This window comes from Flindersiella endophytica, from assembly GCF_054779015.1.
In genome coordinates this window covers 332,821-354,245 of the sequence record NZ_BAAGYY010000019.1, presented here as the reverse complement: position 1 = coordinate 354,245, position 21,425 = coordinate 332,821, and the positions used below count along the sequence as shown (strand labels likewise).

Here is a 21,425-nt window from a genome sequence, read left to right as displayed (position 1 = left end):
TGCAGGTATAGGTCACGATGGAAGCGTTTTGGCCATGAAGTCAGATGAGCAGAACGCAGGAGCCGCAGATGGCCGTTGAGTCGAACGAGATACCGCTCGGCACGCAGGCGCCCGATTTCACCCTGCCCGCCGTCGAAGGTGCCGCGGGCAAGGGAAACGTGGCGCTCGCCGACCTGAAAGGCGCGGCGTTGCTGGTCGCGTTCGTGTGCAACCACTGTCCGTACGTCAAGCACATCGAGGGTGAGCTCGGCCGGATCGTCGGCGAGTACACGCCGCGCGGGCTGTCCGCCGTGGCGATCTGCACCAACGACGCCGACGCCTATCCGGACGACAAGCCGGAAGCCCTGCAGGAGCAGGCGATCCGGGCGAACTGGTCGTTCCCGTACCTAGTCGACGCGGACCAGTCGGTGGGCCAGGCCTACGGCGCGGCGTGCACACCCGACCTCTTCGTCTTCGACGCCGGCCGGCGGCTGGCGTACCACGGCGCGATGGACGCGAGCTCGCCGAAGAACCAGGAGCCGCTGACCGGCTCGCTGTTGCGTACGGCGCTGGACCTGACCCTGGCGGGGAAGCCGGTGCCGGAGCCGCACCGGCCGGCGATGGGCTGCTCGATCAAGTGGAAGTCAGCTTGAGCGCGCTCGGGGCGGAGTTCGACGACCTGCTCGGGGCGAACGCCGAATATGCTCAGGAGTACCTCGGAGGGTTCGACGGCCTGGCCCACGCGGGCGTCTGCGTGGTCACGTGCATGGACTCCCGGATCGACCCGCTACGCATGCTCGGCCTCAAAGCCGGCGACGCGAAGGTGCTGCGCAACCCGGGCGGCCGCGTAACGCGCGAAGTGCTGCCGGCGCTGGTGGTGGCGGTGCACCTGCTGCAGGTCCGGCGAATCATGGTCGTCCCCCACACCCGCTGCGCGATGGTGGCCCGCTCCGACGACGAAATCCGGGACCGGATCGAGCGCGCGAGCGGCCACTACCCCGGCAACCTCGCCTTCGGCGCGATCGAAGACCAACAAGAAACCCTCGCCGCCGACGTACGACGAGTGCGGTCGCATCCGTTGATCCCGTCCCACGTAACCGTCGGCGGCTTCATCTTCGACGTCGACACCGGCCGGCTCACCCGCTCCGTCTGACCGGGCCTACGAACGTCGCTCATGCCGGACGGCGCCTGTGGCGCGCTGTCCGGCATGAGCCAGTTTCTGTACATCGGGCCAGCCCGCCCCTACGCTGTGGTGCGCGGAGGCTACGGGCGGGAACCTAGGGGCACGGGGAGCACGGGGAGAACATGGCCAAGGAAGTGAGCGTTCACGCACTGCTGAAGATCGCCCAGCTGCTGTTCGAAGCAGCTGACCAGATCGACGATGCCGCGGCCACCATGCCGACAGAGATCCAGGCCGGACCTTTGGCAGACCAGGTAGGCGAGCTCCAGAGCGTCCTGATCACCCAGCAGGTCGAACTCGTTGTCCGGACCCGGATGGCAGCCCTGGCCGTCGTGGAGTCTGCGATCCTTTACGCTGCCGGCCAGCAGGTCAGCGCCTGGCGGTTGGAGGATGTGCTGCAGGACCTGGAGGAGGCGGGCGACTGACCGATGGCCAGAACCCACGAACGCACCAGCCACGGCGTCCGCGGCGACGGCGACCCCGCCGGGATCCGCGCGCTGGCCAACTGGGCCCGCACCGCCCTCGCTCCACCGGTATCCGGACTGTCCGTCGCGCTGACGGAGGCTCGGATGTACGCGGAGGGGGCTTGGAGGGATCACGCCGGGTTCGGCTTCGCCCAGGGTGTTTCGCCTTCCGCTAGCGAAGCCATCATGAAGCTCGTCACCGACATCCACCGGACCGCCGATCATCTGGACGCGTACGCCGACCGGCTGGAGGGTGCTCAGGGCCAGATCGACCAGGCCAGACAACTCGTCGCGAACAATCCGACCGAGGTGCAAGTGGTCAACGGCGAGGTCATGGTGCCCACGCTCCAGGAGATCTGGATCGGCCCCGAGAAGGTGGACGACCCGGACCAGCAGGCCGCCACGTACGACCGCGAACGTGAGCTCTACGACCAGATCCGGGCACTCGTGGAGTCAGCCCGGGCCGAGATCGCCGAGTTCAAGAGCGTGGGAGATCGGGTCGTCGCCGAGATCAAGGGACAGTGGTATCTCAGCGCCAGTGACATCATCACAGGTCACGCCGGCTGGCTTGCCGAGCAGTACAAGCTGCGGTTCATAGAACGCTCCTGGCCGCTCACGTTCACCCGCGACAAGGCCAAGTTCCTCGCAGACATGGTGCGCACCCGCAAGGCCCACGACATCGCTGGGATGCTCGACGACATCTCCCACGAGTACGCGGAGAAGGCCAGGGTCCCACTGAACCGGGCTGACACACTCGGCATCGTCGCCAGAGTCGCCGGCAAGAGCGGATACCTCTTTACTGTCGTCGGCATCACTCTCGACATGGCTTCCGGCGAGCCCTTCGACCAGGCCGCAGCCTCCAACATCGGTGCACTATATGCGAGCGCGTGGGTCATTTCCAGGTTTGGCGGACCTGCAGGTATTGGTGCACTCATTGGCGGATCCTTGGCCGGAATGCTGATGAACAAGATCGTGGACGCGGCCTATGAGAAGGCGCTCAAGCCAACCCTCCATCCTTCACCTGTGATCATCGATGACCGCTGGGCGTTCCCGGAGGCCGGCAATGGCTAGGCGCCGATCGCAGGCGGCTGGCCTGCCATGGCCAACTGCGTGGGAGCAGGACCTGAGAAGCCAGATCCGGTGGGAACGAATCGGCTATGGCCTCCTGGCACTGTCCGTCCTGATTGCTGTGATCGGTCTCACTGTTCACCCAAGAGATCTGACCTTGGTAACGCTCGGCGCCTTGTTCGGCTGCATCGTCGGGGTCGGCTCCGTCATCTCCTACGACGCGCTCCATCTGTCCCACACTCGCGGGACTGCTGCTGTGCGCCTACTCCCCGTTCGATCATCTGCGAGCCAGGTGGTGTTCGCGCCATATTCGCGGGTCTGGGAGCTCGCCTATCAAGCGTTCATGATCGCGATGATCGCGTTGCTGTGGGTGTTCCCATGGCTTGCGGATGATCTCGCAGGCGTGGGAGGTGCCTCCGGGCGGGCCGCCCTGGCATTCTTCGCACAGTTCGGCCCGTACTTGACCGTGTTCTTCGTGCCCTATCTGTTCAGCTACTTCATCCGAGGGCGGCACCGCATGGGGGTTGGGCTGTCAACAGAGGGCGTCTACCACTGGTCATGGTTTGGGTGCGTCTTCACACCATGGGAGAAGCTGCGCTATGTGACAGCTGTAAGCGGACGTCGCCTGGGCATGATCAAGATCCACCTGGGATACGACGAGGATGACTTGTCCGCCGGACATGTCCCGGAGGAGAACTGGCTTGCGCAGTTCAGCATGTTCCGTGACAGCCGCTGGATGAACCACGTCGGCGCGGGACACCTGGCGATCCACCCGGCGCTGGCGTACTGGGCGCTCACGTTCTACCTCGAGCACCCCGAGCGGCGCGAGGAGCTTGGTACGCAGGCAGCCATCGATCGCTTCCGCAGGGTGGACTTTCCCTACCCGGGCAGGCATGACCCGGGGCAGTTGCCCCGGTTCAGCTCGTAGGACGACAGAAAGCTCAGGCGTCGATCTGGGCTTCGTCGAGTTCGTAGGCGCCCGCCACGAGGAACTCCTTGCGCGGGGCGACGTCGTTGCCCATCAGGAGGTCGAAGACCTTGTCCGCGGCCTCGGCGTCTGCGGCGGTGATGCGGCGCAGCGTACGGTGGCGCGGGTCCATCGTGGTCTCGGCCAGCTGGTCGGCGTCCATCTCGCCCAGGCCCTTGTAGCGCTGGATCGGCTCTTTCCACCGGACGTTGCGCTTGTCGAGCTGGACGAGCAGGCGCTGCATCTCCGGGTCGGAGTAGGCGTAGATGTATTTGTCCTGCCCCTTCTTCGGGTTGATCAGCTCGACCCGGTGCAGCGGCGGCACGGCGGTGTAGACCCGGCCGGCCTCGACCAGGGGGCGCATGTAGCGCCAGAAGAGGGTGGCCAGCAGGCAGCGGATGTGGGCGCCGTCGGAGTCGGCGTCGGCCATGAAGATGATCTTGCCGTAGCGGGCCGCCTCCAGGTCGAACGTCCGTCCGGACCCGGCGCCCACGACCTGGATGATCGCGGCGCACTCGGCGTTCTTCAGCATGTCGGTGACGGAGGCCTTCTGGACGTTCAGGATCTTGCCGCGGATCGGCAGCAGCGCCTGGAACTCGGACGAGCGCGCCAGCTTCGCCGTGCCGAGCGCCGAGTCACCCTCGACGATGAACAACTCGGAACGGTCGACGTCGGTCGAGCGGCAGTCGGCCAGCTTGGACGGCAGCGCCGAGGACTCCAGAGCGTTCTTGCGCCGCTGCGCGTCGCGGTGCTGCCGGGCCGCCAGCCGCGCCCGCGACGCCGAGACGACCTTCTCGAGCACCAGCCGGGCGGCCGCCTTCTCACCGCGCTTGGTCGAGGTGAGGAACGCCTTCAGCTCCTTCTGCGCGACGTTGGAGACGATCCGCGACGCCGCCGGCGTGCCGAGGATCTCCTTGGTCTGCCCCTCGAACTGCGGCTCGGCCAGCCGGACGGTCACCACCGCCGTCATGCCCTCGAGCACGTCGTCCTTGATCACGTCGGCTTCGCTGGAACGCAGGAGCCGGGAGTTGCGCAGCACCTCGTTGAACGTCTTGCCCAGCGCCCGCTCGAAGCCGGAGACGTGGGTGCCGCCCTTGGTCGTGGCGATCACGTTGACGAACGAGCGCACCTCGGTCTCGTAGCCGCTCCCCCAGCGCACCGCGACGTCGACGGCCAGGTCACGCTCGACGTCCTTGGTCTCCATGTGGCCGTTGTCGTCGAGCACCGGCACGGTCTCGGTGAAGTGGCCACCGCCCTGCAGGCGGATCACCGACGTGACGGCCTCGTCGCGGGCCAGGAACTCGCAGTATTCGGAGATGCCGCCGTCGTGCCGGAACGACTCCTCCAGCGGCTCGTCGCCGCGCAGGTCGCGCGCCACGACCTCGAGCCCCGGCACCAGGAACGAGGTCTGCCGGCAGCGGGTCACCAGCTCGTCGAACGAGAAGACGGCGTCCTTGGTAAAGATCTGACGATCGGGCCAGAACCGCACCCGGGTGCCCGTCACGCCCTTCTTCACCCGTCCGGCCTTGTGCAGCCCGGACTCCTTGTGGAACCCGGCCGCCGGCCCGTCGCCGTCGAAGACGCCGGGCACGCCGCGCCGGAAGCTCATGGCCCAGGTCGCCGGCGCGCGGTCGACCTCGACGTCGAGCCGTGCCGAGAGCGCGTTGATCACCGAGGCACCGACGCCGTGCAGACCGCCGGACGCGGTATAAGAGATGCCGCCGAACTTGCCGCCCGCGTGCAGCCGGGTGAACACCACCTCGACGCCGGACAGCTTGGTCCGCGGCTCGATGTCGACCGGGATGCCGCGCCCGTCGTCGCGTACTTCTGCCGAGCCGTCGGGATAGAGGATCGTCTCGATCCGGGTGCACGCACCGGCCAGCGCCTCGTCGACCGCATTGTCGATCGGCTCCCACAGGCAGTGCATGAGGCCGCGACTGTCGGTGGACCCGATGTACATACCGGGACGCTTCCGGACAGCCTCCAGGCCCTCGAGCACTGTGAGGTGCCGCGCGGTGTAGGCGGAGTGATCAAGATCCGCAGGCCGACTCGCCACTGAGGTGGGCTCCTTTCCCGACTGACGCCGTACGCATTATGGCAGTGCGTGCCGGACCGGTCGCGCTCAGCGAATCCGTTCCGACATACGTGCGACGAACCGCCCTCAGGGTATCCAGGGGCACCGACAAAGCCGAGGTTCCCACGCCGGAGGGAGGCGACCTACCACAACCGGGTCGATGTAACGGATCAGACACACGGAATTAGCCTGGAAACAAAGGACGTTCCAGCAGTATCTATAAGAAGACAGCGCCAAACCCGGTACGGAACCTCCCACCAGTTCGCTCGGAGCGGAACTTGTCCACAACCGGCATATGCGGGAACAGCCTGAACCTGGTTTGATGTTGTCGAAGTAGGAACAGTCGAGTCGAAAGAGAAGACACGTGACTGCTGCAGTTGCCCCACCGCTGTCGGCCGCAGACCGCTGCGACCGCTGTGGCGCCCAGGCTTACATCAGGGTGTCCATGCCAGGCGGTAGCGAGCTGCTTTTCTGCGCACATCACGGACGTGAGCACGCGGACAAGCTCAAGCAGGTCGCTACCGACATCCACGACGAGACGGAGCGGCTGCACGACTAGTGCCGGCGACGCGGACTCCCTCCGCCGAGATCGCAAGCCGCTCCATTCGGCTCAGCGTTGAGCACTACAAGTCCACATGCCACAGTGCCGGTCGCAACGGTCGACCGGCACTTTCATGTTCGCCACCAGGGAGTACGTCCTCATGACGACAGCCGGCCGACGTCCCAACCTGGTCTTCGTAATGTCAGACGATCATGCCGCCCACGCGATCGGCGCGTACGGCAGCGTGGTCAACACCACGCCGCACCTGGACCGGCTGGCCACCGAGGGCATGCGGTTCGACAACGCGTTCTGCACCAACTCGATCTGCGCCCCGAGCCGCGCCGCGATCCTCACCGGCACGTACAACCACGTCAACGGCGTGACCACGCTGCGGCCGACGTTCGACGCCCGCCAGCCCGGCTTCCCGGAGCTGCTGCGCGACGAGGGCTACCAGACCGCGATCGTCGGCAAGTGGCATCTGGGCGCGGGCGATGACCACGATCCGTACGGTTTCGACTACTGGGACGTACTGATCGACCAGGGCGAGTATCACGATCCGAGATTCCGTTCAGCTGACGGCGTACGGCGGGTCGAGGGCTACGCCACAGATCTGATCACCGACCTCTCGCTCGGCTGGCTCGACGCCCGCGATCGCGACCGGCCATTCGCGCTTCTCGTCCACCACAAGGCACCGCACCGGCCGTGGGAGCCCGACGAGAAGCACTCCAAGTTGTACGCCGACCAGGACATCCCGTTGCCGGAGACGTTCTGGGACGACTACTCCGAACGTGCCGGTGCCGCGGCCGAGGCGACGATGCGGGTCAACCGCGACCTCACCGCCACTGATCTGAAGGTCGAACCACCCGCCGGCCTGTCCGGCCGCGAGTTCGCCGAGTGGGCGTACCAGCGCTACATGAAGGACTACCTCCGCTGCGTCGCCTCCGTCGACGACAACGTGGGCCGCCTGCTCGACTACCTCGACGAGCACGACCTGGCCGACGACACGCTGATCATCTACACCTCTGACCAAGGCTTCTTCCTCGGCGACCACGGCTGGTACGACAAGCGCTTCATGTACGAGGAGTCGCTCCGGATGCCGTTCCTGGTGCGCTACCCGCGGCTCATCGAGCCCGGCACCACCTGCGACGACATCGCGCTCAACGTCGACTTCGCGCAGACGTTCCTCGAGCTGGCCGGCGTGCCCGCCCATCCGCGGATGCAGGGCCGGTCGCTGCTCCCGCTGCTGCGCGGCGAGACACCGGGCGACTGGCAGACGTCGATGTACTACCGCTACTGGGAGCACCTCAGCGAGCCCCACCGCGTCCAGGCGCACTACGGCGTGCGGACCAGGACGCACAAGCTCATCTACTACTACGGCCAGGCGCTCGGCCAGCCCAACACCAGGGACGAGCCGCGCGAGCCGGAGTGGGAGCTGTTCGACCTGGTCAACGACCCGCACGAGCTGCACAACGTCTACGCCGATCCGGCGTACGCGGGCGTGCGCGACGAGCTGGCCGCCGAACTGGCCCGGCTGCAGGCCGAGGTCGGCGACACGCCGGCTTGACTCTCCCCTGGCTGGAGCCGACAGGGTGACGGCATGAACGGCGACGCGCCCTACTCGATCGGCGACCTGGCCCGGCGTACCGGCCTCTCGGTCAAGACGATCCGGTTCTACTCCGATCAGGGACTCGTGCCGCCGACCGACCGCAGCCCTGCCGGATACCGCCGCTACGACACCGCCGCCCTCGCCCGCCTGGAGCTCGTCCGGACGCTGCGCGACCTCGGGCTCGACCTGCCGACGATCCGCCGGGTCGTCGAGAGGCAGGCCTCGCTCGTCGACGTCGCCGCTGCCCACGCCGACGCTCTGGCCGTACGCATCCGCGTCCTGCGGCTGCGGCACGCGGTGCTCTCGGTGGTGGCCAGGTTGGGCTCCACACCGGAGGAGATCGAGCGCATGCACCAGCTGGCAAGACTTTCGGAGGGCGAACGGCAGGAGCTGATCAAGGAGTTCCTCGACGCTGCGTTCGGCGGGCTGCCGGCCGAGCGCGGATTCGACGGCGTCCGGCGGACGATGACGCCGGAGCTGCCGGAGAACGCGACGCCGGCGCAGGTCGAGGCCTGGATCGAGTTGGCCGAACTGACGCGGGACGAGGGCTTCCGCTCGGCGCTCCGGTTGGTCGCGGAGCAGCACGTCGCCGAGACAGCCTCCGGCCGGCTCCAGCCCGACATCGTGGCCGTCGTCCGCGACCAGGCCGGCCCGGCAGTGGCGGCCGGCATCGATCCGGCCTCCACCGAAGCGCGTCCGGTGGTCGACGCGCTGGTGACTCGGTACGCACCGCACGGCGATCGATCGCGGCTGCTGTACCGGCTGGAGACCGCGAACGACCACCGCCGGGAGCGCTACTCCGAGCTGCTCGCCGTGATCAACGACTGGCCCGCACCCGAACCGCAAGTGCCGGCGCTCGACTGGGCCATCCGAGCACTGAAACTCACCGCTGTCGACCTGTAGCATTGGGTGATTCACCGGATATCGCTACATCGGAGGTGCGATGACCGACGTGCCGATGCGAGACGTTCCGGACGAGGTCGTGGCCAGGGCCGACGCCACAACCAAGCGGTTGGGTCTGTCCCGGCTCGACTACCTGCGTCGTGAGTTGCTCGAGGCCGCCGCTCCCGCCGGCCGCGATGTCACAGAGCAGGATCTGATCGAGTTCGGCGAGACGTTCGCCGACCTCGGCGACCCAGCCGTGATGGGGCGTTCCTGGGCGTGAGCGGCAGGAGGAGCGCGGGGTCACCATCGAGCTGCCTCCGTCCCTGGCCTGCACCGGCAACGTGCTCGACACGGGGTGGAATGTCCGGTTTCCGAGTGCTGTCGACCGATAGGTTGTGCGCCGGAGGTGAGCGATGGCCGAGTCGCGGATCCACGGCGTACCCGACGAGATCGCCGTGCGGATCGATGCTGCCGCCAGGCGGTCGGGTCTGTCCACGGCCGCCTATCTGCGGCGGTCGCTGCTCAACGCCGCCGCGCCCACGGGTGATCGCGTCACGAAGCAGGACCTCATCCGGCTCACCGAGACGTTCGCCGACCTCGAGAACGCCTAGATCCGCACGTTGACGTAGGTCGGCACGGTGTAGGCGTCGGTGCCTTCGATGCCGCCTTCGCGGCCGTAGCCCGACAGCTTGACACCGCCGAACGGCAGCGCCGGCTTGGCCAGGCCGACCTCGTTCACGCCGATCATGCCGGTCTCCAGGCCGTCGGCGGCATCGTGGGCGGTCGTGAGACTGGTGGTGAAGAGGTACGACGCCAGGCCGTACGGCACGCCGTTCGCCAGTGCCAGGCCCTCCTCCAGCGTCGAGAACGGGCGGATCGGTGCGACCGGGCCGAACGGCTCGACGCTCATCAGCTCCGCGTCGTCCGGCACCGACGTCAGCACCGTCGGCTCGTAGAAGAACCCACGCGAGAACCCCGCCGGACGCCGCCCGCCGCAGCGGACCTCCGCGCCCCGCGAGACCGCATCGGCGATCGCCTTCTCGACGGCCTCCCGCCTCCGGCCGTTCGACAGCGGCCCGACGTCGACGCCGTCCTCCAGCCCTGGACCGATCCGCAGCGCGTCCACCCGTTCCACGAACCGCGACGTGAACTCCGCGACCACCTCCGACTGCACGAAGAACCGGCTCGGCGAGATGCACACCTGCCCGGTGTTGCGGTACTTCGCGCGTACGCACTGCTCGACCGCCGCGTCGAGGTCGGCGTCGGCGAACACCAGGACCGGCGCGTGCCCGCCGAGCTCCAGGCTGACCGACGGCAGGTGTGCCGACGACAGCCGGACCAGCTCCTGCCCGACCGGTACCGAGCCCGTGAGGCTGAGCTTCCGGATCACCGGCGACGCGAGCAGCGCAGTGCTGATCGCCGAAGGCTCTCCGGTCAGCACGTTGACCACACCGGCGGGCGCACCCGCGTCCACGCAGGCAGCGGCCAGTGCCAGGGCCGTACGCGGCGCCTCCTCCGCAGGCTTCAGCACGATCGAGCACCCCACCGCCAGCGCCGGCGCGATCTTCCGCGCCGGTAGCGCCGCCGGGAAGTTCCACGCGGTGAACGCCGCCACCGGACCGACCGGCCGGCGCTCGACTCGGGCCCGGTTGCGGCCACCGACCTCGACGACCCGGCCGTAGACGCGCTCGGCCTCGCCGGCGTACCACTCGAAGTAGTCGGCCGCCTGCGCCACCTCCGCCGACGACTCGGCCAGCGGCTTGCCCTGCTCCTGCGTGAGCGTCCGCGCGATCGCCGCCTGCCGCGAACGGATCAGCCGCGCGGCCTCGCGCAGCACGTTCGCCCGTTCGACCGGTGAGGTGCGCCGCCACTGCTGGAACCCGGCCTCCGCCGCGGCCAGTGCGGCGGCCACATCGGACGCCGTCGCGCGTGGCACGGTGGCCACGACCTCCTCGGTCGCCGGGTCGAGCACGTCGAGTGTTCCGCCGTCGGACGCGTCCCGCCAACGACCACCGATCAACAGCTGCTGGGGAATCTCCACGCCTGCCTGCCTATCCCTTCGGAGTCAGAACGAACAACGAAGCGGCCGGAAGCGGCAACCGCGTCGTGAGCGTCAGCCCGTCCGCGGAGGCAGCGGCAGAGCTGTCGGGCTCCGCGCGTTCCAGGCCCTGCCGCTCCCAGATCGCCGCCAACTGCTCGTCGGTCGGGTCCTGCGGCGCGCCCAGCGCCTGCCACACGGTGTGCGCGTTGCTGTGGTCACGGTCGATCCGCCAGTGCGTGACGTCGTACGAGCCTGCGGCCAGGCCTCGTAGGCGGACGGCCACCTCGGCCGGTGCGGCCGTCGCGTACTGGTCGTCGGTGTGCCGCCACACCAGTACGCACAGCCGGCCGTCGCCGGCCCGCGTGGCGAGCGCGTCCACCTCCTCGTCCCCAGGCGCACCGGAGCGGTCCGAGGAGACCGCCAGCCGTTCCGAGCCGAGCTCGGCGAACATGCGATACGCGTTCAGCACCGGCTTGTCGATGCCGGACGTCGTGACCAGGCTGCGCGTGCCCTCGAAGTAGCGCTCGCCCTCGAAGTAGAAGCTCCACGTCGTCGCCTGCTCGACCTTCGCCCGCGACTCCTCGTTGAGGTCCCACAGCCGCTTCATCAGCTTGCACTGGAAGACCGGGTAGTACTCCGTGTTGCGGTACGTGAAGTTCGCGTTGTCGTAGACGCCCCAGTGCGCCGGCACCGAGGCGTCGCACTCGTCGACGATGCAGGGCAGGCCGGCGTACTGCTCGAACGAGCCGACCACGTCGAGCAGCGCACGCACCTCGCGCAGCATCTTCGCCGACGACGGCGACTGCCGCTCCGGCGCCGGCGCGCCCAGCGGACCATAGACCCGCCACGGCTTGAACGCCGCACCCTTGGTGTGGAACGAAACGAAGTCCAGCGGCGCACCCGACTCCGCGCAGTGCGCGAGGAACCCACGCAGGAACGACACTCCCCCGCCGGTCACCGCCGGGCCGCCGACCTTCGCCTGCGGCAGCGCCCGGCGGACGGCGCGCGCCGTCACGTCGTAGAGCTCGTAGAACTGCTCGGGCGTGCCGCGCCAGTAGAAGATGTCCGGCTCGTTCCACAGCTCCCACAGCCACTGCGACACCTCGGCAGCGCCATAACGATCGACGCAGTGCTCGACCAGGGCTGCCACCAGGTCGCCCCACCGCTCGTAGTCCTTCGGCGGATAGCTCCACCAGCCGGCCTCGTAACCGGAGTAGGCCGTCGGGCTGTTCTCGAACGGGAACTCCTCCTTGGCCTGCTCGGGCACCAGCGCCAACGGCGTGAACGCCAGCTCGACCAGCGCGTGGTGCCCGGCGCCGACGATCGAGTCGTACACCTGGTCGGCGATCGCGAAGTCGTAGTAGGGCTTGCCGTCCTCGTCCTCGTGGTAGACGTTGCCGCTGCCCCAGTGCGGGATGCCGAAGCCGGTTCCGCTGCAGAACACGTAGTGCGGCCGGACGAGATAGGGCTGCTCGGCGAAGTCGCCGATCTTGCGCAGCGTGCGCTTGCCCAACGGTGTGTACGTCCAGTTGATCTCGTCGTAGCCGAGGCTCGTCCAGAGCCGGCGCACCGGCCCAAGGGAGCGGTCGCAGTCGACGGTCACCGTCGCGTTCTCTGCATTCTCGATAGCCAATTACCTCAACCTTTCAAACCGGTCCGGCTGATGCCCTGGATGATGAAGCGCTGGGCGAACAGGAAGACGAGCAGCGGCGGCGTCATCACGAGCACCGCCGAGGCCATCACCACGCCGTAGTCGAGCGACCCGTACGCCGAGCGGAACGTGACCAGCGCCAACGGGAGCGTCTGCATCGCCGGCGTGCTGGTGGCGATCAGCGGCCACAGGAAGTCGTTCCATGCGCCGAGGAACACGAACAGGCCGAGCGTCGCCATCGCCGGTTTCGTCAACGGCAGCACGATGTGCCAGTAGGTCTGCCAGGCGTTCGCCCCGTCGATCCGCGAGCACTCCAGCAGCTCCTGCGGCAGCGCGAGCATGAACTGCCGTAGCAGCACGACGCCGAGGATCGACACGATGTGCGGCAACGCCAGCGCGCCGTAGGTGTTGAGCAGGCCGAGCTCGTTGAACTGCTGGAACAGCGGAACCAGCAGCACCTCGTGCGGCAGCAGCATCGTGCCGAGCAGCAGCAGGAACACCGCCCGGTTGCCGCGGAACGGCAAGCGGGCAAGGGCGTACGCGGCCAGCGAGCACACCAGCAGCGCGCCCGCCGTCGCGACCAGCGCGACCACGGTGCTGTTGAAGAACGCGATGAAGATGTTGACCGCGCGGCCTTCGGGGTCGGCCAGCGTCGTCCAGTTCCCAAGGGTCGGATCGCTTGGTACGAAGGCGTTCCCGCGGGTGACGGCCGACGAGGTGTTGAACGACGTCGACAGCACCCAGAGCAGCGGCAGCGCCCAGAACACCGCGAAGACAACGGCGATCAGCGTGGCGCGCCGGCGCGCCCGGCGGCGCGTGGTCTGGTCGTACGTACGCTCAGGCATCGCGCTCACTCCTGCGCAGGAAGGCCAGCTGGACCAGCGTGACGAGCAGGATGACGATGGCCAGCGTCCAGCCGATCGCGCCGGCGTAGCCGGTGCGGAACTCGCGGAATCCCGTCTCGTACAGCTGCTGCAAGACCATACGCGTGCTGCTGTCCGGCCCGCCCGCGGTCACGAGGTACGCCTGCTCGAACACCTTGAACGAGTCGATCAGCCGCAGGATCACGACCAGCCCGAGCACCGGGGCGATGCCGGGCAACGTGATGTGCCGGAACCGTTGCCACGCGCCGGCGCCGTCGATCCGGCCCGCTTCGTACAGCTCCTCGGGAATGTCCTGCAACGCCGCGAGCAGCACGAGCAACGGAAACCCGACCCGCCACCACAGCGTGATCAGCACGACCGCACCCATCGCCTCGCCGGGCTGGGTGAGCCAGTCCTGCGTGGGCATGCCGAGCGCGCCGAGCACCTTGTTGAGCGGGCCGTCCAGCGGGTTGAGCACGAACTGCCAGACGATGGCGACCGCCGCTCCCGGAAGCAGGTAAGGCGAAACGAACGCCGCGCGGATCGCGGCTCGCCCGCCGAGCGGTGAGTTGAGCAGGAGCGCCAGCAACAGTCCGGCGGCGACCAGAACCGGAACGTTCAGCACGACGAACAGCACTGTGTTGCCGAACGTCTTGTGGAACGCGGGATCGCGCAGCAGGTCGGCGTAGTTGCCGAGGCCGACGAAACCGCCCGTTCCCGCGGCGAGGTTGGTGTCGGTGAAGCTGAGGTAGAGCCCGCGTAGCACGGGATACGCCCACAGGAACACGAACAGCGCCAGGAACGGCAGCAGGAACATCCAGGCGGCCTTCGCCCTTCCACGCAGGAGGTTCATGAGGCGCTCCCCACCATCGCCGCCGCCTGACGCTGGACCGCCCTCATCTCGCGCTCCACCGGCGCGCCTTCGTAGGCGATGCGCTGCATCGTGTCGGTCAACACGGTGTAGGCCTCCGACCAGCGCGGCGCGTACGGCATGAAGTGGGCGTACTTCGACTGCTCGACGTACACGCTCATCGTCTTGACCAGCGGGTCGTCGCTGGTCTTGGCCTGCTCCATCACGTGCTTGCTGGTCGGCGCCTGGGTCGTGGCCCATTCCAGGCTGCCCTCGCGCAGCAGCCAGGACACGAACCTGCCGGCCTGCTCCTGGATCCAGCCGTCGTTCTCACGTTGCTTCGGGATGCAGTAGATGTGCGAGGTCGACATCACCGCTCGCGGACCGTCGAAGAACTGCGGCAGTGGGGCGACGGCGAAGTCCGTTCCCTGCTTGGTGTTCGATGCCATCACGTTGGACAGCTCCCAGGGCCCGAAGAACGCCATCGAGACCTGCTCGGTCTCCAGCGGAGCGGTGCCGTCGGCGAGGTACTTGGGGTAGCCGATCCCGTACTTGCCTACGATGTCCTGCTCCAGCTGGGCCGCGGCGATGGCCGCTTCGCTGTCCAGCAAGGGCCTCCCGGCAGCGTCGAAGATCTCGCCGCCCGCCTGCCAGTTGAACGTGAGCCACGGCATCCAGGCGGCCGGATCGCGGACGAAGGCGTACTTGCCGGTCTTGCGCCGGATCGCCTGGCCGGCTTCGACGAACTCCGCCTTGGTCGTCGGTGGCCGGTCCGGGTCGAGGCCGGCCTGCTCGAAGTGCTTGCGGTTGTAGACCAGCGCCAGCGGGCCGACGCTCATCGTGACGCCGAGCAACTGGTCGCGAAAGGTCGGGAGCTCCCACATCGCCGGCAGGAAGTCGGCCTTGTCAAGGCCGAGTCCGGCCAGGTCGATCGGGTGCAGGAAGCGCGCGAGCGGCGGCAGCTCGAAGCTGTGCACGGCGATCACCGCGGGCGGTGCGCCCGCGATCGAGGCGGTGAGGAGCTTGGTGAGGTAGTCGCCGCCGTACGCCGGCGCGGAGAACCGGACGGTCACCTCGTCCTGGCTCTTGTTGTAGCGGTCCACGATGTGCTGCATGATCGCGCCGTCCGGGCCGCCGTAGAACGTCACGAACTCCAGCACCTTGCCGCCGGACCTGGTGGTGTCGTCGAACGGTGAGCCGCAACCGGCCACCAGTCCGGCACCCGCCGCGGCGGCGGTTCCGAGCAGACTTCTTCTGGTCCAGGTCGGTGCCCAGCTCTGTTCAGGGTCAGGCATTTCATTCGCCTGCTTCCGGATTGACCGATTGGTAGCATCCGCTGGTATTGCCGACAGTAGATTGTTGACAACACGCGCGGTCAAGAGAGGAGGGTGAAGATGTCCGGCACCGGACCCCTCACCCCGGCCATCACCCCGTCGCTCGCCGAGACTGCCGCGAACGCGCTGCGCGAGTCGATCGCGCAGGGGACGTTCGCGCCCGGCCAGCACCTGCGCGAAGCCGAGCTCGCCGAGGCGCTCCAGGTCTCGCGCGGACCGGTCCGTGAGGCGCTGGTCCAGCTCGAGCGGGAAGGCCTCGTCGTCCTCCGCCGGCATCGCGGCGCGGAGGTCGCGCAGCTCTCGCTGACCGACATCGAAGAGGTCTACACGCTGCGGCTCGCGCTCGAACGACTGGCCACCTCGCGCGCCGCGAGCCGGATCCAGGCCGGTCAACTGGCCGCGATGGACGAGATCCTGGCCAAGTTCGGCCACCTGCGCGACGACTACTCCCCTCGGGACGCGGCAGTGCTCGACCTGGCGTTCCACGACATCGTGTACACCGCGGCCGAGCACCGGCGGCTGCAGCGCAGCTGGGAGCAGATCCGCGGGCAGGTCTACACGTTCCTGTTCTCGCGCAACACCGTGCGGCACGACTTCAGCGAGCTGGCGTTCCGCGAGCACACCGAGATCCGTGAGCTGCTCGCGGCCGGACGTGGTGACCAGGCGGTCGCCGCGATCGAGGCGCACCTGGAGGGCGCGTACCGTCGGCTGGTCGAGGCGCAGGGCGACGACGAGCAGGGAGAGGGCTGACGCAGTGCCAGACAACGGTGGAGACAACCGTGGGGCGAGCTTCTTCGGGGAGCCGGGCGTCGCCGGCTTCATCCATCGCGCGTTCACCAAGTCGATGGGTTTCGACGACGAGGACCTCGGCCGGCCGATCATCGGGATCTGCAACACCTACAGCGAGCTCAACAACTGCCACCAGCACTTCCGCGACTTGTGCGAGGCGGTGAAGCGTGGGGTCTGGCAGGCGGGCGGCACGCCGCTGGAGTTCCCGACGATCTCGCTCGGCGAGAACTTCCTCTACCCCACGTCGATGCTGCAGCGGAACCTCGCGGCGATGGACACCGAGGAGATGATCCGCAGCCAGCCGCTGGATGCCGTTGTCCTGCTGGCGTCGTGTGACAAGACGACGCCGGCGGCACTGATGGGTGCGGCGAGCGCCGACGTACCCGCGCTGATCGTCAGTGGCGGGCCGATGCTCAACGGCTTCTTCGAGGGGCAGACGCTGGGGGCCTGTACCGACTGCCGGCGGTTCACGGCAGAGCACCGCGCGGGAACGCTGTCCGACGAGACGTACAAGGCGATCGAGGACGGGATCGTACGCAGCGCAGGGCACTGCATGGTGATGGGCACGGCGTCGACGATGAACTCGCTGACCGAGGCGTTGGGCATGGCGCTGCCTGGCAACGGCGCGATCCCGGCGGTCGACTCGCGGCGGCTGCGGCTGGCCCAGGCTTCGGGACGGCGGGCCGTGGCGCTGGCGCGGGAGGGCATCCGGCCGTCGTCGATCCTGACGCGGCAGGCGTTCGAGAACGCGATCGTGTTGTTGTCGGCACTGGGCGGGAGCACGAACGCGCTCGTCCACCTGCCGGCCATCGCGGGGCGCTGCGAGGTCGACCTGCCGCTGGAGCTGTTCGACGAGATCAGCGAGCGCACTCCCCTGCTGGCGAACCTGAAGCCGATCGGCGCGTACCAGATGGAGGAGTTCTTCAACGCCGGTGGCGTTCCGGCCCTGTTGAAGGAGCTGCTGCCGTTGCTGCACGGCTCAGCGCCGACGGTGACCGGGCGTACCTTGGCGGAGAACGTCGCGGACGCCAGGCCTGTCGACGGCGACGTCATTCGATCTGTGTCGTCGCCACTGCGGCCACACGGAGGGACGGCCGTACTGCGCGGCAACCTCGCTCCGGACGGCGCGGTCATCAAGCACGCCGCGGCGAGCCCGGCGTTGTTGCGGCACCGCGGGCGGGCCGTGGTGTTCAACGGCATGGCCGACCTGCGCGCCCGGATCGACTCGCCGTCGCTGGACGTGTCGGCGTCGGACGTGCTCGTGCTGCAGAACGTCGGCCCGATCGGTGGACCGGGCATGCCGGAGGTCGGCAACTTCCCGATCCCGCGCAAGCTGCTGGCCGAGGGCGTCCGCGACATGGTTCGGATCTCGGACGCCCGGATGAGCGGGACCGCGTTCGGAACGATCGTCCTGCACGTCGCGCCGGAGAGCGCGGTCGGCGGGCCGTTGGCGATGGTGCGTACGGGCGACGAGATCGAGCTGTCGCTGGAGGAACGCCGCCTGACGTTGTGCGTCCCGGACGACGAACTGGCGCGGCGGTCGGCGGAGTGGCAGGCGGCCGCACCCGCCTACGACCGCGGCTACGGCCGCCTCTTCCTCGACCAGGTCGAGCAGGCCCCGACCGGCTGCGACTTCACGTTCCTGCGCGGCCGTACGCCGGTGACGACCGAGGACCAGGCCAAGTTCTGAGCCGCTGGGCACCTGTAACCGCCGATCGCACGGAGCGTCCAGTCAGCGCACCGACCTCGACTGCCGCATGACTCCGGAGCGACGTATGGGAAAGCTCTCCGACTGGCTCGCCTCGACCTTCCAGGCGAAGCCGGCCGCTCGCCCGAACGTCGAGCCGACGGTCCGGCGGAACGCTCAGCCCGCTGCCATCCGGCAACCTGCCCAGCCGTACCGTCCAGCACCACCGGCTCAGGTCCTGGCTCCCGACTGGACGTCGACCGCCCCCACGCTCCGGCCGGAAGGCTACTCGAGCGTCGCGGGTGAGAGCTATCACCAGGACGAGCTGCGCCGGCACCTGGCCGCCGCCCAGCCGCACAGGTACGTCATGGCACAGCTCGTGCGCGACCGGGCGAACCCGCACCACTCCGGTGCGGTCGCTGTATTCGTTGGACCCGACTATGTCGGTTACGTTCCGCGCGACGTCCTTCACCACGAGGGACAGTCGCTCTACCAGGCACTGGCCCGCCTCGATCGGCGGAACGTGCCCGCAACGTGCTGGGCACGGCTGACCGGCGGTACCGCCGACCGGCCCAACATCGGCATCACGCTCGGGGTTCTCGAGGTCGCCATCGACGGCGCCGCGATCGGCCGGCTCTCGCCCAAGGACACCGCCGCGCGGCTCGGGCTGGTCAACCTCCGCCTAGCCACCCGACGTCCACTCCTCGCGCTCGCCCGGATCCGTCCGAGTCAGGGCAAGCGGGTCAAGTTCATCTGTTCGGTTTCGGTCGACACCACAAGCAGACACTGACGTCGATCCACGCGAACGGCAGAAACAGCTCGCGAGCTACTTCACAGATCGCCAGTTCGGTCCGATACTTCGGGACACGATGAAAGCGCTTACACCCCCTGAGGGCTCGAATCCGACGATCTACCAGGTTGCGCAGCGAGCGGGTGTGTCGATCGCGACCGTGTCGCGGGCGCTGCGGGGGTCGGACCTGGTGGCGCCGGCGACGCGTGAGCGGATCGAGCGGGCCGCCCGTGAGCTCCATTTCGTACCCAGCCGGCCGGCGCGGTCGCTTGCGGAGGGACGCCAGGCCGCCAACGGCATCGTGTTTCCCGACCTGTCCGGCCCCTACTACGCCGACGTCGTCCTGGGCTACGAGGAGGCGGCCGCGGAGCTCGGGCGTTCCGTGCTCATCCTCGCCACGCACCGCCGCCTGAACGCGGCGGAGCTGGTCCGCGACCTCGCCTCTCGGGTGGACGGCATGGTCATCATGGGCCGGACCGTGAGCGATGACGTCGTACGAGGGATCGCCACGTCCGGAGTGCCAGTCGTGCTGCTCGCCCGGCCGGCCGTCGACGACCTGGACGTCATCGGAGCGGACAACGCCGGACCGGCACGGGATCTGACCGGCCACCTGCTCGCCCACGGCTACCGGCGGTTCGGCTTCCTCGGCGATCCGGACTCCTCGCCCGACGTCGAGCAACGCTGGCACGGGTTGCGTGCGGCCCTCACCGAGTCCGGCCAGCCGGCCCCTGACCGGCCGTTCGCCTGCGCACTGAACGAAACCGCCGGGCGCAACGCGGCGACCGCCGCGTTGCTCGGGCCGGATCCGCCCGACGTGCTGGTCTGCGCGAACGACGAGATCGCGCTCGGCGCGATGCTCGCGGCTGAGGAACTCGGTTCCGGGGTGCCCGGCGACCTCGCGATCACCGGGTGGGACGACATCATGGCCGCGCGTCACGTGCGTCCCGCCCTGACCACGCTGAGGCAGCCCATGCGCGAGCTCGGCGCGCAAGCCGCCAGAACCCTCGACCTCCGGCTCACCGACCCGGGCGCGCCCGCCACGCGCGTCACCCTTCGCACCGAGCTCGTCGTCCGGGCGAGCTGCGGAGCTCACTGAGGAGCACATATGAGACGAAGTCTGCTCGGCCTGTTCGTAGTCGCTCTCGTCATGACTGCCGTCCCGGCCGCTGCCTCACCGGCCGAGTCCGACCGCGCGACCATGCTGCGTTACGCGGGCGACGCCTGGAAGTCGTTCGTCGCGATGACCGACCCGGCGACCGGCCTGCCGCACGACAACATCGGCGGCGAGCTGGCCGCCTCGACCCGTTCGGGATACACCTCGCCCACCAACATCGGCGGATACCTCTGGAGCACGGTGATCGCTCGCGACCTCGGGTTGATCTCGCGTTCGGATGCCGAACGCCGGGTCAACCAGACGTTGAGCACGCTTGATCGCCTTGTGCACAACGAGGCCACCGGCATGTTCTACAACTGGTACGACCCGCACACCGGAGCGGTGCTGTACGAGCTCCCTTCCGGCGATGTCGTCCAGCCGTTCGCCTCCAGCGTCGACAACGGCTGGCTGGCGGCGGCGTTCATGGTCGTACGCAACGCGATGCCGGGTCCCACAGGGCGTAAGGCCCAAGCTCTCTTGGACGAAATGGACTTCGGGGTCTACTACACCGCCAACCCGACCTCGCAGCACAACGTCGGCGGCGGGTTGATGCGAGGCGGTTTCTACGACTTCGAGCCCGTCGACGAGTGCGTCGAGCCCACGGCGTACAAGGGCACGACGCTGTGGAAGACCTGCTTCCACTACGACACAGCGATCACCGAGGCCCGGATCTCCGGCTACGTTGGCGTTTCACTCGGGCAGGTGCCGCAGAAGTGGTACTTCGGCCCGAACCGGACGTTCCCGTCCACCTGCGACTGGAGCTGGGTGGAGCAGCGGCCGGTCGGACAGAACGCCACCTACCTGGGAATTTCGGTGTTCGAGGGCGCCTATCGCTATCGCGGCATGCAGTTCGTTCCGAGCTGGGGCGGCGACATGTTCGAGGCGATGATGCCCGCGATGTTCGTACCGGAGGAACGCTGGGGCAAGCGCAGCTGGGGCGTCAACCATCCCGTTTACGTGCAAGGGCAGATCGAGCACGGCCTGCTCGACGCGAAGTACGGCTACTGGGGCTTCTCGCCGGCCAGCAACCCGTTCGGCGGCTACAACGTCTACGGCGTCGACGAGATGGGCATGGACCCCGGCGGCTACCCGTCCGACCGTGAAGCCACCAATGTGGACAAGGGTTTCGAAGGGTGCCGCGAAGGCACGCCGTTGCCGACGTTCGGCGACGGAGTCGTCACGCCACACGCGTCGTTCCTCGCGATGCCCGTTGCGAAACAGGCAGCACTGGACAATCTGCGGAAAATGGAGCGAAACCTGGACTCCTACGGGCCCGGCGGATTCTACGACTCGATCGCCGTACGCAGTGACACAGCCGCGAAACGCTATCTGGCGTTGGACGAAGCCATGATCATCGGGCCGATCGGCAACGCACTGCTCGATGACCGGTTGCGGTCCTACTTCAGCCAGGGTGGCCCGGAACGTAACCTGCGGCCGGTTATGGCAATGGAGGTCTTCAACGCGAAACCCCTTCGTAGATAAGGGGATTTTGCGGACGTCGGT

The 21,425-nt window shown here is 68.2% G+C and carries 21 protein-coding genes; 15 read left to right on the top strand and 6 right to left on the bottom strand.

Annotated elements, in window-relative coordinates; all coding sequences use genetic code 11:
- Positions 1-68 precede the first annotated feature (68 nt).
- The 5 genes from ACYVF6_RS22280 to ACYVF6_RS22260 all read left to right on the top strand — a co-directional run bounded on the left by ACYVF6_RS22280 (position 69) and on the right by ACYVF6_RS22260 (position 3,619).
- Complete coding sequence (locus tag ACYVF6_RS22280; RefSeq protein WP_460524353.1) at positions 69-632, top strand: thioredoxin family protein; 564 nt, start codon at positions 69-71, stop codon at positions 630-632.
- Complete coding sequence (locus ACYVF6_RS22275) at positions 629-1,132, top strand: beta-class carbonic anhydrase (RefSeq protein WP_460524351.1); 504 nt, start codon at positions 629-631, stop codon at positions 1,130-1,132. Before ACYVF6_RS22280 ends, ACYVF6_RS22275 begins: the two co-directional genes overlap by 4 nt.
- 152 nt (positions 1,133-1,284) lie before the next feature.
- Positions 1,285-1,584, top strand: a complete 300-nt coding sequence (locus ACYVF6_RS22270) for a hypothetical protein (RefSeq protein WP_460524349.1) — start codon at positions 1,285-1,287, stop codon at positions 1,582-1,584.
- 225 nt (positions 1,585-1,809) lie between these two features.
- Positions 1,810-2,694, top strand: coding sequence for a hypothetical protein (locus ACYVF6_RS22265; RefSeq protein WP_460524347.1), 885 nt, complete (start codon positions 1,810-1,812; stop codon positions 2,692-2,694).
- Positions 2,695-2,812: 118 nt separating this feature from the next.
- Positions 2,813-3,619: a hypothetical protein gene (locus tag ACYVF6_RS22260; RefSeq protein WP_460524345.1), complete on the top strand. Its 807-nt coding sequence runs from the start codon at positions 2,813-2,815 to the stop codon at positions 3,617-3,619.
- Positions 3,620-3,632: 13 nt separating this feature from the next.
- Here the strand turns inward: ACYVF6_RS22260 and ACYVF6_RS22255 are convergent, their stop codons facing one another.
- Positions 3,633-5,714 carry a DNA gyrase/topoisomerase IV subunit B gene (locus ACYVF6_RS22255; protein WP_460524343.1) on the bottom strand — a complete coding sequence of 694 codons (2,082 nt, stop codon included), beginning with the start codon at positions 5,712-5,714 and terminating at the stop codon, positions 3,633-3,635.
- Positions 5,715-6,096: 382 nt separating this feature from the next.
- On the opposite strand from ACYVF6_RS22255, the gene ACYVF6_RS22250 reads away from it, so the two are divergent.
- From ACYVF6_RS22250 to ACYVF6_RS22230, 5 genes are all read left to right on the top strand, one after another.
- Positions 6,097-6,291, top strand: a complete 195-nt coding sequence (locus ACYVF6_RS22250) for a DUF7455 domain-containing protein (RefSeq protein WP_460524341.1) — start codon at positions 6,097-6,099, stop codon at positions 6,289-6,291.
- A gap of 142 nt (positions 6,292-6,433) precedes the next feature.
- A complete protein-coding gene (locus tag ACYVF6_RS22245) occupies positions 6,434-7,837 on the top strand; it encodes a sulfatase family protein (protein ID WP_460524339.1) in 1,404 nt (467 codons plus the stop codon).
- A gap of 33 nt (positions 7,838-7,870) precedes the next feature.
- Positions 7,871-8,782 carry a MerR family transcriptional regulator gene (locus tag ACYVF6_RS22240; RefSeq protein WP_460524337.1) on the top strand — a complete coding sequence of 304 codons (912 nt, stop codon included), beginning with the start codon at positions 7,871-7,873 and terminating at the stop codon, positions 8,780-8,782.
- Positions 8,783-8,822: 40 nt separating this feature from the next.
- Positions 8,823-9,044 (top strand): type II toxin-antitoxin system VapB family antitoxin, encoded by a 222-nt coding sequence (gene vapB / locus ACYVF6_RS22235; RefSeq protein ID WP_460524335.1) that lies wholly within the window; start codon positions 8,823-8,825, stop codon positions 9,042-9,044.
- 133 nt (positions 9,045-9,177) lie between these two features.
- Positions 9,178-9,375, top strand: coding sequence for an antitoxin (locus tag ACYVF6_RS22230; protein WP_460524333.1), 198 nt, complete (start codon positions 9,178-9,180; stop codon positions 9,373-9,375).
- Here ACYVF6_RS22230 and ACYVF6_RS22225 read toward each other — a convergent pair.
- The 5 genes from ACYVF6_RS22225 to ACYVF6_RS22205 are packed head-to-tail and all read right to left on the bottom strand — an operon-like array spanning position 9,372 to position 15,464.
- Positions 9,372-10,805, bottom strand: coding sequence for an NAD-dependent succinate-semialdehyde dehydrogenase (locus ACYVF6_RS22225; RefSeq protein WP_460524331.1), 1,434 nt, complete (start codon positions 10,803-10,805; stop codon positions 9,372-9,374). The two genes, ACYVF6_RS22230 and ACYVF6_RS22225, sit on opposite strands and share 4 nt — an antisense overlap.
- Before the next feature lie 10 nt (positions 10,806-10,815).
- On the bottom strand, positions 10,816-12,438 hold the full coding sequence (locus ACYVF6_RS22220; protein ID WP_460524329.1) for a GH39 family glycosyl hydrolase: 1,623 nt from the start codon (positions 12,436-12,438) through the stop codon (positions 10,816-10,818).
- 5 nt (positions 12,439-12,443) lie between these two features.
- A complete protein-coding gene (locus tag ACYVF6_RS22215; RefSeq protein WP_460524327.1) occupies positions 12,444-13,301 on the bottom strand; it encodes a carbohydrate ABC transporter permease in 858 nt (285 codons plus the stop codon).
- Positions 13,294-14,172 (bottom strand): carbohydrate ABC transporter permease, encoded by an 879-nt coding sequence (locus ACYVF6_RS22210; RefSeq protein ID WP_460524325.1) that lies wholly within the window; start codon positions 14,170-14,172, stop codon positions 13,294-13,296. The genes ACYVF6_RS22215 and ACYVF6_RS22210 overlap by 8 nt, the downstream gene beginning before the upstream one ends.
- Positions 14,169-15,464: an ABC transporter substrate-binding protein gene (locus tag ACYVF6_RS22205; protein ID WP_460524323.1), complete on the bottom strand. Its 1,296-nt coding sequence runs from the start codon at positions 15,462-15,464 to the stop codon at positions 14,169-14,171. Before ACYVF6_RS22205 ends, ACYVF6_RS22210 begins: the two co-directional genes overlap by 4 nt.
- Before the next feature lie 99 nt (positions 15,465-15,563).
- On the opposite strand from ACYVF6_RS22205, the gene ACYVF6_RS22200 reads away from it, so the two are divergent.
- The 5 genes from ACYVF6_RS22200 (at position 15,564) to ACYVF6_RS22180 (ending at position 21,404) form a co-directional block, all read left to right on the top strand.
- Positions 15,564-16,253: a GntR family transcriptional regulator gene (locus tag ACYVF6_RS22200; protein WP_460524321.1), complete on the top strand. Its 690-nt coding sequence runs from the start codon at positions 15,564-15,566 to the stop codon at positions 16,251-16,253.
- A gap of 4 nt (positions 16,254-16,257) precedes the next feature.
- Positions 16,258-17,982: an IlvD/Edd family dehydratase gene (locus ACYVF6_RS22195; protein WP_460524319.1), complete on the top strand. Its 1,725-nt coding sequence runs from the start codon at positions 16,258-16,260 to the stop codon at positions 17,980-17,982.
- Positions 17,983-18,067: 85 nt separating this feature from the next.
- The gene (locus tag ACYVF6_RS22190) at positions 18,068-18,769 is read left to right on the top strand and encodes a hypothetical protein (protein WP_460524317.1); all 702 of its coding nucleotides are present in this window, start codon (positions 18,068-18,070) and stop codon (positions 18,767-18,769) included.
- Positions 18,770-18,848: 79 nt separating this feature from the next.
- Positions 18,849-19,865 (top strand): LacI family DNA-binding transcriptional regulator, encoded by a 1,017-nt coding sequence (locus ACYVF6_RS22185; protein ID WP_460524315.1) that lies wholly within the window; start codon positions 18,849-18,851, stop codon positions 19,863-19,865.
- 9 nt (positions 19,866-19,874) lie between these two features.
- Complete coding sequence (locus tag ACYVF6_RS22180) at positions 19,875-21,404, top strand: glucoamylase family protein (RefSeq protein ID WP_460524313.1); 1,530 nt, start codon at positions 19,875-19,877, stop codon at positions 21,402-21,404.
- The last annotated feature ends 21 nt before the right edge of the window (positions 21,405-21,425 follow it).